Annotated in this window: 14 protein-coding genes; 9 read left to right on the top strand and 5 right to left on the bottom strand. The window is 42.8% G+C overall.

The window, feature by feature from the left end; all coding sequences use genetic code 11:
* The first annotated feature begins 68 nt into the window (after positions 1-68).
* From F0361_RS15070 to F0361_RS15050, 5 genes are all read left to right on the top strand, one after another.
* Entirely contained in the window at positions 69-2,462 is a 2,394-nt protein-coding gene (locus tag F0361_RS15070; protein WP_154919797.1) for a penicillin acylase family protein, read from the top strand.
* A 232-nt stretch (positions 2,463-2,694) separates the two neighbouring features.
* Entirely contained in the window at positions 2,695-5,496 is a 2,802-nt protein-coding gene (locus F0361_RS15065; RefSeq protein ID WP_154919795.1) for a TonB-dependent receptor, read from the top strand.
* A gap of 3 nt (positions 5,497-5,499) precedes the next feature.
* Positions 5,500-6,816, top strand: a complete 1,317-nt coding sequence (locus F0361_RS15060; protein WP_154919793.1) for a DUF4249 domain-containing protein — start codon at positions 5,500-5,502, stop codon at positions 6,814-6,816.
* A gap of 10 nt (positions 6,817-6,826) precedes the next feature.
* Positions 6,827-8,614: a hypothetical protein gene (locus F0361_RS15055; protein ID WP_154919790.1), complete on the top strand. Its 1,788-nt coding sequence runs from the start codon at positions 6,827-6,829 to the stop codon at positions 8,612-8,614.
* Between the two features lie 48 nt (positions 8,615-8,662).
* Entirely contained in the window at positions 8,663-10,198 is a 1,536-nt protein-coding gene (locus F0361_RS15050) for a YifB family Mg chelatase-like AAA ATPase (RefSeq protein WP_154919787.1), read from the top strand.
* Positions 10,199-11,069: 871 nt separating this feature from the next.
* Here the strand turns inward: F0361_RS15050 and F0361_RS15045 are convergent.
* The 5 genes from F0361_RS15045 to F0361_RS15025 form a co-directional block, all read right to left on the bottom strand.
* The gene (locus F0361_RS15045) at positions 11,070-11,498 is read right to left on the bottom strand and encodes a DUF6526 family protein (protein WP_154919785.1); all 429 of its coding nucleotides are present in this window, start codon (positions 11,496-11,498) and stop codon (positions 11,070-11,072) included.
* Positions 11,499-11,610: 112 nt separating this feature from the next.
* Positions 11,611-12,150: a Cif family virulence factor gene (locus tag F0361_RS15040; RefSeq protein ID WP_154919783.1), complete on the bottom strand. Its 540-nt coding sequence runs from the start codon at positions 12,148-12,150 to the stop codon at positions 11,611-11,613.
* Positions 12,151-12,255: 105 nt separating this feature from the next.
* A complete protein-coding gene (locus F0361_RS15035; protein WP_154919781.1) occupies positions 12,256-13,374 on the bottom strand; it encodes a pyridoxal phosphate-dependent aminotransferase in 1,119 nt (372 codons plus the stop codon).
* 334 nt (positions 13,375-13,708) lie between these two features.
* Positions 13,709-14,269, bottom strand: a complete 561-nt coding sequence (locus F0361_RS15030; RefSeq protein WP_154919779.1) for a hypothetical protein — start codon at positions 14,267-14,269, stop codon at positions 13,709-13,711.
* A gap of 11 nt (positions 14,270-14,280) precedes the next feature.
* On the bottom strand, positions 14,281-14,727 hold the full coding sequence (locus F0361_RS15025) for a hypothetical protein (RefSeq protein ID WP_138258429.1): 447 nt from the start codon (positions 14,725-14,727) through the stop codon (positions 14,281-14,283).
* A gap of 220 nt (positions 14,728-14,947) precedes the next feature.
* On the opposite strand from F0361_RS15025, the gene F0361_RS15020 reads away from it, so the two are divergent.
* Genes F0361_RS15020 through F0361_RS15005 form a run of 4 tightly spaced genes read left to right on the top strand, consistent with a single transcriptional unit; the run spans position 14,948 to position 18,450 of the window.
* On the top strand, positions 14,948-16,141 hold the full coding sequence (locus F0361_RS15020; RefSeq protein WP_154919777.1) for an Nramp family divalent metal transporter: 1,194 nt from the start codon (positions 14,948-14,950) through the stop codon (positions 16,139-16,141).
* Complete coding sequence (gene pxpA / locus F0361_RS15015) at positions 16,138-16,884, top strand: 5-oxoprolinase subunit PxpA (protein ID WP_211361180.1); 747 nt, start codon at positions 16,138-16,140, stop codon at positions 16,882-16,884. The genes F0361_RS15020 and pxpA overlap by 4 nt, the downstream gene beginning before the upstream one ends.
* Positions 16,881-17,618, top strand: coding sequence for a 5-oxoprolinase subunit PxpB (gene pxpB / locus F0361_RS15010; RefSeq protein ID WP_154919775.1), 738 nt, complete (start codon positions 16,881-16,883; stop codon positions 17,616-17,618). The genes pxpA and pxpB overlap by 4 nt, the downstream gene beginning before the upstream one ends.
* Positions 17,611-18,450 (top strand): 5-oxoprolinase subunit C family protein, encoded by an 840-nt coding sequence (locus F0361_RS15005; protein WP_154919773.1) that lies wholly within the window; start codon positions 17,611-17,613, stop codon positions 18,448-18,450. The genes pxpB and F0361_RS15005 overlap by 8 nt, the downstream gene beginning before the upstream one ends.
* Positions 18,451-18,651 lie beyond the last annotated feature (201 nt).

Below are 18,651 nucleotides of genomic sequence, written 5' to 3'. Positions count from 1 at the left end.
AAATAGGATACCGTCTTTTGGCTTCAAAAATTTAACCTTAAATTTCGGGTGTAATTTTAGGAACATCCATGAAGATATTCAAAAAAGTAGGGTACGTGTTATTGACCCTCATCCTCCTGATTGTTATTTCAGGTTACGTATTTGTACAATTGCACAAACCTGATTATTCTGGAGAAAAAAAACTTCCAAAACTACATAACGAGGTACAGGTTTATTTTGACGAATATGGTGTGCCTCATATCTATGGGGAGACCGAAGAGGATGCCTTTAGGGCTTTGGGCTATGTGCATGCGCAGGACCGACTATGGCAAATGGAGCTGCTTCGCAGGATTGGAAGCGGTGGGCTCTCCCAAGTTTTTGGCAAGGATTTGATAGGTACGGATAAGTTCTTTCTTTCTTTGGGAATCGATGAGGCATCGGAAAAGGCCGTTTCCAAATTGGATATGAACGGTGATGCAGCTACCATAATGCAAGCCTATTTGGACGGACTCAATCAGTTCATTGCCGAAGGCCCAACCCCTATAGAGTTTTATCTGACAGGCATCGATCAGACCGAGTTTACGATTACCGATGTGTACAATATCATGGGGTATATGGCCTTCAGTTTTGCCATGGGGCATAAAACCGATCCACTGCTGAGCAATATAAAGGACAAACTAGGCCCCGAATATTTAAAGGATTTGGCAATACATTCCGATACCAGCACAGTATGGATCAAGAACTATAAAAACAACCCAGTGGATTCCGTTGGAAATTCCGTAACAGCTTTAGTAACCGAAGCACTTGGAAAAGTAAACCTACCGCTGTTCGAGGGCAGTAACAGTTGGGTCTTGGCGCCTGCAAGGACCAAAAACGGGAAGGTTATTTTTGCGAATGATCCGCATATTGGCTTTGCACAACCATCGGTTTGGTACGAAGCCCATCTGGAAACACCTACCTATTCAAAATACGGCTACCATATTGCGGGCATTCCGTTTCCGGTCTTGGGGCACAATCGGGATATCGCCTATGGGATGACCATGTTCGAAAACGACGATGTGGATTTTTACTTTGAGGAAAACAATCCCGAAAATGCCGATCAGTATCGCCTAAACGGTACTTGGGCGGAGTATGAATCGGTAACAAAAACGATCAAGGTGAAGGATTCGTCGGATATCAAATTCACTTTTAAGAAATCGGTACACGGACCCATCCTAAATGGGATTGCCGATCAAATCCAAGGCGAACGTCCCATTTCCATGTATTGGGTATACACCCAAGAAGAAAATACCGTGGTGGATGCCTTTTACGAAATAAGCCATGCCACGAATCTTGGCGAGTTTACATCGGCCTTGCCAAAAATCCATGCGCCCGGACTCAATATCATGTATGGCGATGCTAAGGGCAATATTGGCTGGTTCGCCACCGCCAAACTTTGGCAGGTTCCGGATAGTGTAAATACAAAACTGGTTTTTGATGCGGACAATAAACCCAGCGATACAAGGGAATTCCTGGATTTTGAAAAAAATCCGCAAGCGGTGAACCCGCCAAGGAATTATGTGTACTCCGCAAACAACCAGCCAGATTCCATTTCAGGGATGTTATATCCAGGCTATTATTTGCCCGAAAATAGGGCCAAGCGTATCGTTCAATTGTTGGACCCTAAAAGCGATTGGGACAAGAACGATGTTTCCAGTATGATTTTGGATGTAAACTCGCCGGTACATTTGGAAATTGCGCAAGACCTGATGGGTGCCATAAACATTAAGGAGGTATCTGACAAGGAAACCAAGGTTTTGGATGCGCTAAAAGCCTGGGATGGAATATACTCCCTGGACAACGAAGGCGGAACGATATACACACGTTGGGTATATCAGGTTCTGGAAAATATTTTTGAGGATGAATTGGGCGCGGAACAATTTGAACAATTGTTAGCTACGCACGTTTTAAAGCGAACCATAGCGCCTATCATCAAGAATGATACGTCCGTTTGGTGGGACGATGTTTCAACTCCTGAAATCTTGGAACAAAGAAGTGAAATAATCAAAAAATCATTAGTGGAGGCCATTGGCTCTTTAGAATCCGACTTTGGGCCCGATATTGCCCAATGGACATGGAACAAGGTGCATACCTTGGAACATGGCCATCCCATTGGTCAGGTAGATGCATTACGGTCATTTTTCAATGTGGGACCCTTTCCTATTGAAGGAACACGTGAGGTTATCAATAATTTGGCCTTTCCTTATGATAGCACAGGATTGTACAAAGTTAGTTCCGGCCCTTCCACAAGACGGATCGTCGATTTCTCCGATGTTGAAAATAGCATCAGTATCCTGCCAACAGGTCAGTCCGGCAATCCATTTAGTGAACACTATAAGGACCAAGCGGAGATGTATGTCAATGGGGAATTTAGAAAAATGATGATGAATGAGGAGGAGATCCGATCTACTAAAAAGTCGGTGCTAATTTTCTCTCCAAATTAATGTGTGAAGTTATTCGGCATAAAGTTTTTAGGACGCCTAACTAGCTTTAAGAGATGTATAGCGATTTACATTTTTAAAAATACGAAATTTTGGATTTGGGTGTTGTCCAACTCTTAAAAGTAAATTTTTGAGGGTATTAAATTACTATTATGTGATTTTCCGTTCGGAACTTCAGGTGTTGGCGGTATTACAAATAAATTTCCCTTATTTTTAAGAAAACCAATCCCATCAAATGACCTTACTTCCGTACTATAGATTGCCATCCTCGCTTTATTTTTCCTTTCTTTTAATGGGATTTTGTTTTTGTGCCTTAGGGCAGGAAACATCTTTGGTTTCTGGAAATTATACAAACACATCGCTCAAGGATGTCTTTTTGGATTTGGAATCCAAGACGGATTATAAGTTTTATTTTTTGGAAGAAGGAATGGATCAAGAAACGGTAACCCTCAATGTTTCTTCAAGGGAATTGGATGAGGTTTTAAACGAGGTCTTGGCTTCTACTAGTTATAACTATTACATAAAAGAGGATGAAAAACGGATATTCATCATCAAAAATGCCATTATTTATGATGAATTGCCCGATGGATTTTTTAAGGATCCAACAAAAGAAGAAGCGGACAGTTCAATTGGGCAAAGGTCAAATGCCCCGCCTCCAACTTTTTACAATGAAGAGGTACGGCCAACCGCCAAAAGATATCCCCTTGTGCGGATAGGAAAGTCGGACCCCAATAACCTGCGGCCGGAGTACACTTTATCTGGAAAAGCTATAAACGCTGTAAGTGGTGAAGCTGTTCCTGATTTGACCATCCGTGTTAAGAATGGAGATGGTTTTGTCATAACGGATGGGGATGGTAATTTTTCAATCCAATTGTCCTCAGGATATAATGTTTTGGTCGTTAGGGCCATGGGTATAGCTTCTACGGAACGTGAAGTCATTATGTACAATGATGGTAATTTGGATTTGTTTCTGGAGGAGGGACTACAACAATTGGATGAAGTAGTAGTGCAGGCAGACGCGGCAAGGAACGTTGAAGATGCCGATACCGGAAGTGAGCAAATAGATTCCGAGGCTTCCAAAAATATTCCCTTGGTATTAGGGGAACGCGATATTTTACAGGTGGCAAAGGCGCTCCCTGGGATTTCTTCCGCGGGAGAGGGAGCAACGGGGTTAAACGTCCGCGGCGGTAAAACGGACCAAAACCTGGTACTTTTGGACGATGCGGTCATCTACAATCCACAACATTTTTTCGGAATTTTTCAAGCATTAAATCCATTCACTACAAAAGGCGTCAACATTTACAAAGGTGCTATGCCCGTCGAATTTGGTGGTCGTTTATCCTCGGTTTTTGACATACGGACCAAAAACGGCAATGTCGAGAAGCTGGCAGGAGAAGGTTCCATAGGTCCCGTTACCGGAAATTTGGCCCTTGAAATTCCCATAGTCAAGGAAAAATCCTCCCTTGTGGTTGGAGGGCGTGGTGCCTATGCAGATTGGATTTTGCGCTCTTTGGACGAACCTTCCTTGAATAATAGCAATGCCAGTTTTTTTGACGGCATTCTAAAATATCACCACAATATCAATGACAATAACGAGGTAAAGGCAACGGCATATTATAGTCGGGATGCCTTTAGTATTACTTCGGACTCACTTTACAATTATGATAATAGGTTGTTTTCGTTGAGATGGGACAGAAAAATGGGCGAGAGGACCACAACGGCCATGGTGCTGGGCAATAGTAATTATGGTTTTGGAATCGATTTTGACGGACAGGCAAACACGGATTTTAACCTGGATTATAGTATTAATGAAACAGAGTTCAAATATAAGTTTAGGACCCTACTGAATGAAAGGAATACACTGGATTATGGTATTTCGGCAAAATATTATTCGGTCAACCCTGGAAGTATTCGCCCGGACGGGAATGAATCAAATATTAGCACAATAAGAATTGATAAGGAACAAGCTTTGGAAGGGGCGCTGTTTTTGGGGGATGAATTCAAATTAAGTGAAAAGTTTTTATTGGATTTAGGGGTGAGGTATGCCTTTTTTGCCGCTTTGGGTCCGGGAACCCAGCAGCGCTATCAAGAAGTACTCCCTAAAAATGAATCCACCGTACAGGAGACCCTAACCTATGATGGGGCAGAAATAATAAAGACATACGGTGGACCTGAGGCCCGGGTTTCGGCAAGGTATCTTTTTACACCTGATTTTTCCATAAAGGCCAGCTTTAATAATTCGTATCAGTTCCTACATACGCTTTCTAACAATACCACTGTGTCCCCCATAGATACTTGGAAGCTTTCTGATTTGAATATTGCTCCCCAATCAGGGTATCAAGCCTCATTGGGACTCTACAAGAACTTTAAGGAAAATGAATATGAATTGAGCTTGGAGGGATATTACAAGGGAATGGACAATGTGCTGGACTTTAAGACGGGGGCCGACCTGTTTCTGAACGAGAACGTGGAGACCGAAGTACTGCAAGGGGATGGCAAAGCTTACGGAGTGGAATTTTTGGCAAAGAAGAATCGGGGTAATCTAAATGGGTGGCTTAGTTATACCTATTCCAGATCCCTGTATCGTTTTGATAGTGAATTCAGCGAGGAACGTATCAATAACGGCGAATTTTTCCCGTCCAATTTTGATAGGCCTCATGATGTAAGTGTTATCACCAATTATCGTATCACCAGAAGGTATGGCATATCGGCCAACTTTGTATACCAAACAGGACGGCCGGTTACTTATCCCATTGGCACCTTTCGTTTTAACAATGCCGATTTTGTGGCCTTTAGTGACAGAAACGAATTCCGTATTCCTGACTTTTATAGGTTGGATTTAGGGTTGAATATCGAAGGGAACCACAAGAAAAACAAACTCGCCCATAGTTTTGTAACCATATCGGTATATAATGTCTTGGGAAGGAACAATCCCTATTCGGTATTCTTTGTGACGGAAAATGGTGAGGTAAAGGCCTTACAAAGTTCCATATTTGCTATCCCTATACCATCTATCACTTATAATTTTAAGTTTTAACCAATGATTAAGAGCAAACGAATCTATCTTTATTGTTTTTTTATAGGCCTTTTGGCGGTATGCTGCACGGAAGAAGTGGACCTGGGCCTTGAAAACAATGCAGGGGTACTGGACATTTTGGTGGTCGAAGCGACGATTACGAATGAGTTTAAGAATCATCGGGTTAACCTAAGTAGGATGGACACCATATTGGATACCCAGATAGATTCTACTTTTAATCCTTTTACCCCAGAGAGGGATATTGATAGGGATTTAGTGAAATATGAGCGGAACGCCCGCGTATCGGTAGAGAACGCTATAGGCACCGCATACAATTTCGATGAAATAAGTCCGGGCATATATGAATCTGTAGAACCTTTTGCAGCAGTAGAGGGCCAGAGCTATACCTTGAATATTTTGACTGCCGATGGGAAAACGTATACCTCTGAACCTATGGTCATTGAAGGTTTCTTGGACGTCGACCAGTTATATGCGGAGCGGATGACCAACGATGATGGTGAGGAGGGAATCGGGATTTTTATTGACAACGGCCAGGGTTCGGGATCTGTCAACAATCTACGGTTCAGTTATAATGAGACCTATAAAATCGTTGCTCCTTTTTGGGACGAAAGCGATTTTAAACTTTCCAATTATGACCCCTGCGCACTGCCCGTACCCACCTATGAACTTGAAATAGTGCCGCGTGAGACAGAACAGCAGGTCTGCTATGGGAACCAGGTTTCCAATAGTATCATACTTGCTGAAAACAATACAGTGAATAGTACCGGTTTTAACAGGTACATGATCCGGTTCCTTGATCAGGACGATTTTATGATCTCGCACCGATACAGTATCGAGGTGACCCAGATGGTCACGGGTAGCGAGTCCTTCGGGTTTTATGAGAAACTGAGGAACTTCAGTCAGTCCGGAAATGTTTTTTCCCAGGTACAGCCCGGTTTTATCGAGGGGAACATCACTTCGGCCAATGGAGACAGGGATAGGGTCATCGGTTTTTTCGATGTGGTTTCCGTATCCAAGGAAAGAATCTTTTTTGATTATATGGACTTTTTCCCGGACAGGGATCTGCCTCCCTATGTTTTTAATTGTTTGGAGCAATCCACCAATGAATCCCATGTTTCCTATTGTTTTACGGGAATGCAGGGCCCCAACCCATGTCCACAATCGATTATAGAACAAGTTAATTTGGGGCTTATCAGTTATGCAGGTCCTAATACGGAAGATATAGGTCCATGTCCCAGTGAATACATTTATGTTCCTAGGATCTGTGGTGATTGTACGGTTTTGGGAAGCAATGTAAAACCTGATTTTTGGGTCGACTAAAAAAACAAAGATGCGAAAAATACTCTTTTTAACATTGATTTTGGTTTGCTGCTGCTTTGGCGTCTCGGGGCAGTATGTTATTAAGGACGGCAGCGAGCTTTTAAGTCTGCAACAGCTTCCTCAAGAAAAGGCTTATGTGGACCATACTGGCCCCTTGGTATTTTCAGGGGAGTATCTGTTTTATTCCTTTTATTGCTTCAATGCCCAAAACAACAATCCATCGAACATCAGTCGGGTAGGTTATGTCGTGTTGGTGAATGAGGAAAAAGAAAAAATATTCGAACACAAACTAAATTTGGATAAAGGACTTGCTCAAGGTGATTTTTTTGTGAGGACCGATATACCGTCCGGCAGGTACAAGTTACTGGCTTATACACAATGGATGCGAAATGGTGGTTTTGATCAGATGTACACGGATGATATCATCATTATCAACCCTTACTTGACCGATCAGTCCGCTATATTGACTGGTTCAAGCGAGGAAACTAATACAGCCAATTTAAGAACTGAAAATTTTCCATCTGTACAAATGGATTCCGCTACAGTGTCGGTCCGGCTAGAAAAGGAAATCTATGGTACCAGGGAAAAAGTTCGTTTATCGGTAAACAACTACAAAGGCCCTTCTGGTTATGGAATTTATACCCTAAAAGTCAAAAAGAAGGAGGAGATACCTGTCAAACCATATTTAAATGCCACCCAATATGCCAAGGATTTCTTCAATGCTGATAAACAAATAAAGCAAAAAGTGGGTGATTCCATTTTTTTACCAGAACAACGGGGAGAGCTCTTTTTTGGTTCCGTTCAGGATAGTGAAACAACACTGCCGGTCAAGGACATTCCGGTAATAATCTCCATTCCTGGTAAGGAGTTTATTTTGAAATTCGCCCAGACCGATGCACAAGGTAATTTTTATACGTATTTGAACAAAAAATACACGAATCCAATTGCCTTGGCCCAGATCGAGGAGGAAAATAAGCTGTATTCCATAAAAAAGGGTGAGGTAGCCAATTTGGATCTTTCAAATATTACTTTTTCCAAGTTTACGTTGTCAGATTCCTATGCGCCGTATATCAAGGAGAGAAGTGTATTAAATCAATTGGAGAACCAGTTCTTTACCGTAAAACCGGATTCCATTATAGCGAGTGACCCCATCGACCCTTTTGATGGTGGACTCCCGGAAGTGGTATTTTTGGATGAGTTCACCAGATTCCCAACCTTTGGGGAAACGTTGGTCGAAATCGTCAAGTTTGCCGGGTACAGATCGGGAGGCAAAGATTCCGATTATATCAAGATATCTCAGGATTTTGAAACCTATAACGAAGAGTTAAATAGTTTTCCTGCCATAGTACTTATTGACGGTGTTTTTATACCGAATCATGAAATGATCAAAGGTTTTGATGCTCGTAAAATCCAAAAAATAAGCCTTGTTCGAGACCAGTTTGTTTTGGGAGGGAAGCAATACCAAGGAATGATGTCCATTGAAACCTTTGAAGGAGATTATCTTGGAGAACATACCTATGAAAATTCCGTGGCGATTCCTCTGAAACTGCCCGTTGCCAAGAAAAATTATTTCAAACAGGATTATGATAATGAGGCTACCGATTTCTCGCGAATTCCGGATTATAGAGGACTGCTTTTATGGGAACCACATGTAAAAGTGGAGGCTAGCAACTATAATTTTGAGTTTTTTACGTCGGATGTCGAGGGTATTTTTGAAGTAATATTGAATGGATTTACTACCTATGGCAAACCAATAACGGTAGTCAAAGAGGTAACTGTTATGAAAACCAGCCAATAAGGGATATATTCGGCAAAATCTTTTATTTTTAGCCCAAACGAAAACTAAATGCTAACCAAAGTTTATGGCAGTGCCGTTTTTGGTGTGGAGGCCACTACGATTACCGTTGAGGTAAATATCGATAAAGGGATAGGCTACCATCTAGTAGGTTTGCCCGATAATGCCATAAAGGAAAGCAACTACCGGATTGCTGCCGCCCTACAGAACAACGGATACAAAATCCCTGGAAAGAAGATTACAATCAATATGGCACCGGCCGACTTGCGTAAAGAAGGCTCGGCCTATGACCTTACGTTGGCCTTGGGGATTTTGGCCGCATCGGGTCAAATACAATCCGAAGCCATTGAGAAATATATCATTATGGGAGAGCTTTCCTTGGATGGCAGTTTGCAGCCCATTAAAGGAGCCTTGCCCATAGCCATAAAAGCTCAGGAAGAGGGTTTTGAGGGATTTATCCTTCCTGCCGAAAATGCCAAGGAGGCCGCTATTGTGGGAAATCTAAAAGTTTTTGGCGTTGAGAACATCAAACAGGTCATCGACTTTTTTGATCAGGGCACGCCTTTGGAGCAGACCATCATCGATACTCGGGAGGAGTTTTACAAGAGTCTGGATTTTCCGGAATTCGATTTTTCCGATGTCAAGGGTCAGGAAAGTATCAAGCGCTGTATGGAAATCGCCGCTGCCGGTGGGCATAATATTATCTTAATTGGACCACCGGGTGCGGGAAAGACCATGCTCGCCAAACGTTTGCCCTCCATTTTGCCGCCCATGACCCTGCACGAAGCCTTGGAAACGACCAAGATTCATAGTGTAGTGGGCAAAATCAAGAATATGGGTCTTATGAGTCAACGACCGTTCAGGAGTCCACATCATACGATTTCAGATGTCGCTTTGGTAGGGGGTGGGGCCTATCCTCAACCTGGAGAGATTTCACTCTCACATAATGGCGTATTGTTTTTGGACGAACTGCCGGAATTCAAACGCGGAGTGTTGGAGGTGATGCGTCAGCCTTTGGAGGATAGGGAAGTGACTATTTCTCGCGCAAAATTCACGGTGACCTATCCTAGTAGTTTTATGTTGGTGGCCAGTATGAACCCGAGTCCGGGTGGATATTTTAATGACCCCGATGCACCCGTAACTTCTTCCCCTGCAGAAATGCAACGCTATCTGAGCAAGATTTCCGGACCTTTGTTGGACCGCATCGATATCCATATCGAAGTGACACCCGTTCCCTTTGAAAAACTTTCCGAGGACCGCAAAGGAGAGAGTAGTGTGGAAATTCGTAAAAGGGTGACCAAGGCCCGGGAATTGCAGACTGAACGATTCAAGGAAATGGAAAACGTGCATTACAATGCGCAGATGAACACAAAGCAGATTCGCGAATTCTGCAAATTGGACGAGGCTTCAAAGTCACTGTTGAAAAATGCCATGGAGCGACTCAATCTTTCCGCTCGTGCCTATGACCGCATCTTAAAAGTGGCCCGAACTATTGCCGACTTGGATAATGCCACCGATATCAACGGCAATCACATTTCGGAAGCGATTCAATACAGAAGTCTGGACCGTGAGGGGTGGTTGGGGTGATACTTAGTTTCAAGTTTCTGGATTCAAGTGAGGAGTGAAAAGGTCCTTTTGTCATGCTGAGCGAAGCGAAGCATCTGTCGAATTTCCAAACAGATTCCTCATTGATTCACCCGCCGCCAAGCCATATTGAGAATTAAAAGCACGGAAAACATTTCCGCGCGATCGGGTCCTATTGTCATGCTGAGCGCAGCGAAGCATCTGTCGTTTGTCTTAAAATATTCTTCACAGCTTCATCTACTGCCAAGCCAAGTTGAGAATGAATAGCACGGAAAGAATTTACTTACTATGTGCATAAATTGCCATTTATTTACTTACTAGAAAATTTTTAGTTTTTTAATTAATAGCCACAATTTTTAAAATGGTGGAATTGGGGCTTTTTGGTTGATAACTCGAAATAACTATGTTTGATAGTGTAAGGGATTATTGGCTATTTTCGGAGTATGGATAATAATAACACTTGGATATTGGAAGTTATTTATGTTTTAGATTTGTTGCTTTCCATTTCGGAAAGAAAACACACAGTTTTCTTACGGCGGTGGTTAGTCTCTGTTTTTTTTAAAAAATATCCAATTGTATTGTCGCCCACGACAAAACAATATTTTATATAAAGACCGTTTTTTATATCACAAGCAATCGCTGGTTTGAAACGAGTACATACTCCAATAAACCATATCAAAATGTGGTAATACTTATTTAGAGTACTTCTCAAGCTTTTCGAAGTTTACAACTTAGAAGGAATCCTCAATTAATCACCCCATCACCCATTTTTAACCCCCAGCTAGCGCGAGCATCTTTCTGCTTGTGCCGTCAAAAGTAAGTGGCATACGCCATTCCAATAACAGCTTGGTTTCTATATGATGATATGCACCGTTTAAACCCTGTAATTATCTGCCCTCCAATTTTTTATGAGTTTTTTAATTTCTTTGTTGGTCAAGTTTTCTTTTAAAGTTTTTTCTACCAAGGGTAAGAACTCGGCATCGCTCGCAAAACGTAACGCTATAATTTGGGATACTGTCAGTTCTTTAGGGAATAATTTGCCCGTTAGTACATAATACCTCAAATTTTCTTCAGCTTTTATGGCCCTATCCTGTGCTTTTAAGGGAAAACTGCGTACATACCATGCCATAATTAAAAATATAACAGCGATGAGCACTACCAAAGAAGCTAAATATAGGTTGTCACTACTGGTGCGAATTAGGTTGATTATAGACCCGATCAATAAGGCTAGCATTGCAAGAAATAAGAGTCCATGGAACCCTTTTACAAGTTTACCATGATTTTTAAAATTCTGTTCTTTCATTTTTTAGTTTGATTTAAAAATAATCCTATTTAGTAACCAAGCTTGTGCGTTTTTGTAACTTGTGTCGGTTCTTCAAACGAGAATTAAATTGAGATAAGTGCCATCTGGGGCATTATTCCAATAATGCCCATTCTTCTTCGGTGGCCTTGGATTTTTGATATTCCATGACCATGAGCCAACCATTATCCTTTTTAACGAGTAGGGCTTCAAAGTGCACGAATTGTTTTGGAGCTGTTTTGCCACTACCATCATTGGATTGGAACCCAAAAATTCCTGTTTCATGCGCCGTGTTTTCGTCACCCACACGTTGCGAAAAACGGAATTCCACCGTATTCTTTGTTTTTCCCGCTTTGGTGTCAATGAAATCTTGCTTCCAATTTGAAAGCGCTTTTGTAATAGATATGGATGATTTGTTTTCACGGGTAGTGAATACAACAACGGCATCCTCATGATACGTGGCTTTATAACCTTCAAAGTCACCCTCCCGTACCGTTCTGGAAACCTCGGCCCAAAAGGTATCCAATTCCGCGATTCTTAGTGAATCGTTGGAAATTTTCATCGTACCCACTAAAGTATTAGCAGTGGTATTTGCATAGGTGGCAGCAACACTGAGCATGAGTACAAGGTTTATAAATAGTCGATTTTTTATCATCTGTATGGTTTATATTTAAACTTCCTCCGTTATCGACAGTTTGCACTTAGTGGCCAGCGTCAGTTCTAAAAAGAAGGAAACTTCAAATTCAAGAAACATTGAAACTTACCCCATCACCCGCTTTAGCCCCTTATCAAAAGCCTTCATATCTTCCATGATGCCGGTACTGATACGTGCCCATTCATAAAAGGGTGGGAAGGGTCTTCCGATCAAGACATTTTCCTTTTCCATGGCGGCCATCATGTCTCGGATAGGTCTACCCGTTTTAAAGAAAACAAAATTGGTGTGGGATTTTATGTAGGGCAATTCCAAATCGTCCAAGGTATTGTAAATGGCTTGCTTGGCCTCCATGTTTTTTGCCACGCTAAACTTGTAGAATTCGTCGTCATCCAAGGCCTGCTTGGCAGCTTCAATGGCCAGCACATTGGTCATCGCCATCACACTATTTTGCAATCGTTTCGCAATATCCGGTCGGGCTACCAAGTAGCCGATTCGCATACCTGCCAACCCATACACCTTTGAAAAGGTCTTGGAAACGATGACGTTCTTTCCTTCCTTCACCAGTTCCACCATGGAAGGGTAATCCGGTTCCGTGATAAAATCATAATAGGCCTCGTCGCTAAAGACCATGGCGGTTTCACTGGTACGCTCGCAAAAGGATTTCAGGTCGTTTTTGTCCAACAAGGTCCCCGTCGGATTATTGGGGTTACAGATGAATATGAGTCGGGTTTTACCGTTGACCCGGTTTTCCATTTCCTTTAAATCGTGCTGCATGTTCTCGTCCACCGGAACCCGGTGTACATAGGCACCAAAGTTTTCGGCATAGGTCATCATGGACTGGAAGGTTGGATCTGCAGCGATAAGTTCCCCTCCGTTGAGCCCGTAGGTAAGGCCCACGGCCTTGAGTCCTTCGGTAGAACCTCCGGTAACGACGATATGGTCCGTGGAAACACCTTCGGTCTCAGCAATCTTTTCCAGCAGGGGTCTGAATACCATGGAGGGATACCGACAAGCATTATCAAATGCAGCGGTTATCGCGGCCCGAACCTTGGCGGAAGGCCCAAAGGGATTTTCGTTGCTGTTCAGTTTGGCAACATCCAACGTTGCATTGCTAGGTCTGTTTGCAGGGTTTGTGAATGCCAGGGCGTTGGCACCGCCCAACATAGTTAGTCCTCCGCCAAGGGCAAAGGTCTTTAGCCAGTTTCTTCGGTCTATGTGGTTCATACCTTTTGGATTTTTCCTAAAAGGTACAAAAAGATGGGGTTACTCGTTAATCGAGGATATTTTAACCCAGATTATTCTTTAGAAAATCTATTGCAGCTTGAAATGCCTGCAAAATAAGCGCTTTGCTACCGTTTTCGGAATCACCGTAGCACTGCTTCGCCGATTCTTCCAAACCACTTTATTTTATTGGCATTTCAACCCTCACGACGAAGTTCCAATGCATAATCCGGGTTTAATGAAGGTTAACTTACAATTTCAATCGCCCAGCATTTCAAGTTCCAAAGCAACTTAAAAAAAGGTTTTTATGAAAGAGTATTTGTTTAGAGGTTTTCCGCTACAACTGAAATTCCTCGTTGTTGTCCTTTTTCTCCTTCTTTTCAGAATTAAAGATATCCTTTAGGATATAGGCGGTAACGATGGTGAGTCCGGTCGTAAGGGTGGGGATGGCGAATTCCCAATTTAAAAGCTGCATCAAACCACCGGCAATGATGGTCAGTACGCCCACGACCATGGCAAAATTCCAAGCTATCTCTACGAAGGTATTGGTCGATTTCCTATCGTGGTCCATAAAATAGGCCGTTCCTTCCATCGCGAACCATAGGATAAAGGAAAGTGCCGTACCTATTTGGAAAATTCCGGTATAGGGGAAATCCAAGATCCGAAGCAGGCCATTGGTCGTCCAAAAAAGTACGAGTACCATTTTGATAAAGTCGACGGGTTTTTTTGGATTCTTTCTCGAAAACCGAATCCCATAAAGTACCAAGATGGCCAAAAAGGAGACCAAAATGATACCGCCGGCATAGGGCCAATGCACGATTCGCGTGAGCATTCCAACGATCAAACAGGCCAGTGCCACTCTGAGCGGCGTTTTTAATGTTTTGTTGGATGTGCTCATAACGAAGGTTTTTAGTTGATAACTTTTATGTTTGCCTTTAGGCCTTCCATGATTCCTATAATGTTCTTTATGGTCTCGTTCAAATAATACCGAACCAGAATATGCGGTATGCGTATGGTGGTAAAACCGTTCTTGAAGGAATGCATGGCCTCTTCCAAATTGTTTATAGCCTGTTCTTCCGTCAATTTATCATAGCCGCAGTCTATTTCAATATTCAATTTTACACGGGAAATGGCAATATCCACGGATTTCTTTCCATCCCACCATTCCAACATTCCCTGTACACCGGCCTCTTTAAGTCCGTAGTACAATTGAATGGCCTCCAAGGGCGTGTTGTTCTTTTGGATCAAGACCTTTATCAGTTCCTGATGATGGGCGCAAAGCTCAACGCCCACACTCTCTATGGCACTTTTATGGTCAAGATATCCAAGCTCTTTGTTACATTCTAAGCAAGTCATTAAGTAGGTTAAGTTTATTTTGTTTGGGATAGTAATAACAACGAAATTTTGGCTTTATTATCAAGTATCGACGTATGACCTCCGGATTTTAGACGAATGACATTTTTTTAGATAAACGGCATTTTGAAATGTTAAAATTGTTGTGAACTTCTATTTTTTGAAAGGGAGATTTTTAGGATAATTGAAGGTATCTTTAGCAAAACCGAAAATTTTCTGCCAAATGTTCAAAAAAATGGGTCCGGGAGTCCTTGTTGCGGCCGCCTTCATTGGTCCGGGAACGGTAACGGCCTGTACCTTGGCAGGGGTTTCCTTTGGATATGCCCTCTTGTGGGCCATGCTACTTTCGATGGTGGCTACGATGGTATTACAGGAAATGTCGGCCCGGTTGGGCATCATCACCCAAAAGGGCTTGGCGGAAGTAATCAAACAGGAATTGGCAAATCCGTATATCCGAACGGGGGTGTTGGGTATTATCGTTTCGGCCATCGTCGTGGGCAATACCGCCTACGAGGCGGGAAACATTGGTGGGGGAGCCTTGGGCCTGGAAGCCATTTTTGGAACTTCGTTTACGGGATACTATCCGTTCGTTATCGGGTTTTTGGCCTTTTTCCTATTATTTATCGGAAATTATAAAGTACTGGAAAAGGTATTCATATCCTTGGTAATCCTCATGAGCCTTTCCTTCGTCATTACGGCCCTTCTCACCAAACCTGATGTATTGTTGATTTTGCAAGGGCTTTTTATCCCGAAGTTTGACAATGAAAATATCCTAACCGTAATCGCACTTGTTGGGACGACCGTAGTCCCGTACAATTTGTTTTTACACGCTTCCTTGGTAAGTGAAAAATGGAAATCGAAAAGCGATTTGGAGTATGCGAAGCGTGATACCTATATATCGATTGTCTTGGGCGGCATCGTTTCCATGTGTATTATTGTGGCGGCAGCTTCGGTAGATTTGATGCAGGTCGAAAGTGTCATGGACATGGCCAAGGCTTTGGAACCTTTGTACGGTACCAGTGCCCGATACTTCATGGGAATCGGACTTTTTGCCGCCGGGGTTACATCGGCCATTACCGCACCCTTGGCGGCGGCCTATGTGGCGGCCAATTGTTTTGGATGGAAGCAAGGACTGAAGGATACTAGATTCCGAATGGTTTGGATGGTCATTTTGGGCTTGGGCGTCTTCTTCCTTTCCTTCAATATCAAACCGATTGAAGTGATCAAATTCGCCCAAATTGCGAACGGAATCCTGCTGCCCATAATCGCCATTTTTCTGCTTTGGGTGGTGAACAGGGTCACCTTGATGGCCGATAACAAGAATACAGTAATGCAGAACCTTTTGGGAATTTCCATTGTGCTGATAGCCGTCTTTTTGGGAATTAAAAGTGTTTTAAAGGTATTGGAAGTAGTATGATGAAGGAATATACCATAGATATCAACTGCGATGTAGGTGAGGGCGTGGCCAATGAAGCGAAGTTGTTTCCATACATTTCCAGTTGCAATATTGCCTGTGGGGGACATACGGGTGATCGGGATTCGATGCGGGCGACCCTTCGTTTGGCAAAAAAATTTGGAGTTGGGATAGGGGCGCATCCCTCGTATCCAGACCGTGAAAATTTTGGAAGAGAATCACTTTCCATGGATGCCACGGAATTATCCCAAAGTATCAAAAATCAAATCCATCAGTTAGCATCGATCTGCAAAGAGGAAAAAGTTACGATACAACATATCAAGCCCCATGGGGCGCTTTATAACGATTTGGCAAAGGACGTGGCATTGTCGCGTATCTTCTTGGATGCGATTCAGGAGTATAAATCTGAATTGGTAGTGTTCGTACCTTTTGATTCCGTCTTGGAAAAATTGGCGCTTAAGGAAGGATTCCAAATAAAGGTGGAGGCTTTCGCCGATAGAAATTACACGGAAGAATTGACCCTCGTTCCAAGGACCCATCCCAATGCACTGATCACGGAACCCCAAGAGGTGTTGAACCATGTGGTGCGGATGGTCAAGGAGCGGCAGGTCAGGACCATAGCTAATACCTTTGAACCGATGCTCGCCCAAACCTATTGCGTGCATGGCGACACCCCGGAAGCTTTGCAAATATTGACGTATATTACGAAGGAATTACCAAAATATCAGATAGCCTTAAAAAGATGACGCATCCCCCTATTTCCTTAAAACCGTATGGAAGGCATGCCATATTGATAGAATGGCCCAACAAGGTAAGCGAAACTATTTTGGAAAGCATTTTGGATTTTGAGGACTTTCTCTTGAGGAATTGCCTCAAGGAAAAAGGTTGGGAAACGATATCCGCCTACAATTCGCTCCTGTTGGTTCATCCCAAACTTGAGATAGACTATCCGGAATTCAGTCGTAACCTAAGTGCATGGTATGACCAATCTAAAGGAGGGGTGGCAAGGGAAAAGGTACTTTGGAAATTACCGGTTAGTTATGACAGGTCCTTTGGAATAGATTTGGACGAGGTAGCTAAGGAATTAAATAAAAGTGTAGAAGATATTGTAAAACTACATACGGAAAACACATATACTGTATATGGTATCGGGTTCGTTCCCGGTTTTATGTATTTGGGTGGTGTGCCAGCGGAATTGGAAATTCCCAGAAAGGCGACCCCCAGGTTGAAAGTGCAAAAAGGCTCCGTAGGTATCGCGGCAAAGCAAACGGGAATCTATCCGCAGGAATCGCCAGGTGGCTGGAACATAATCGGCAACTGTCCGGTGCCCTTGTTCGATAGGAATAAAAAGGACCCTTGTTTTGTGAACGTTGGGGATAAAATTCAGTTTCAACCCATTTCCATGGGCGAGTACGAACTACATAAAATCGAGGCCGAGGTGGGAATTTATAAACCAGAAAAAATACTATTGGATGCTTAAGGTTTTAAAAGCCGGATTTTTCACGAGCGTACAGGATTTGGGTCGGTTCCATCATCGTAAAAAAGGGGTTCCGGTATCGGGATGTATGGACCAGCAATCGGTTTACAAGGCCAACACCTTGTTGGAAAATGACAATCGTAGTGCCGTTTTGGAAATTACCATGACGGGCCCCACCTTGCTATTTGAAAAGGATACCTACATCGTTTTGGGAGGAGCACAGATTTCCGTGACCTTGAACAATGAACCCATCCAAAATTATAAAGTCTATCCCGTGAAGGAAGGGGATATCCTGTCCTATGGGAAACTTAAAAAGGGATTTAGAAGCTATTTGGCCTTAAAGGGCGGATTCAAAACGAAGGAAATATTGGGCAGCCGTTCCTTTTATGTTCCCATTACGGATGTAAATAGAATTGAGGAGGGTGATGAGGTTCCCTATGGGGAACACCGCAATTTTGCACCCAAAATTTCTGAATTGAAAGTGGATAGCTTTTTGGACGAGACCGTTTTGGAAGTCTACAAGGCACCGGAATTCGATTTACTGACGGATAAACAACTGGAGAATCTCTTTTCACGGAAATTCACCGTCTCCAAGGAAAACAATCGTATGGCCTACCAATTGTCCGAAACCTTGGAAGCGCATCAACATAGCATTCTAACTTCGGCCACGTTACCGGGCACCATCCAGTTGACTCCATCGGGAAAGTTGATCGTGCTTATGAAGGACGGACAGACTACCGGTGGCTATCCAAGGATATTACAGCTTTCGGATAGGTCCATTTCCGTATTGGCACAAAAACGGGAAGGCAATATGGTATCCTTTAAATTTATTTAGTCGGGGGAAACGCCTTATAAGCTTGAAGCCCTTTATCGCTTAAAAAATAGTATTTTGGTCGTAATGATTTTTTACGTACTATTGTCCCATGATTATGAATAACGAAATTGTCATTGAGGTCGTCATTATTTCCAAGCGGAAATGATATAGATTTTTCATTGACTTAAAAAACCTGTATCAGAGCCATCCGATACAGGTTTT

Source organism: Maribacter flavus (assembly GCF_008386635.1).
Classification (GTDB): Bacteria; Bacteroidota; Bacteroidia; order Flavobacteriales; family Flavobacteriaceae; genus Maribacter; species Maribacter flavus.
This window is presented reverse-complemented; position numbering and strand designations above follow the sequence as displayed.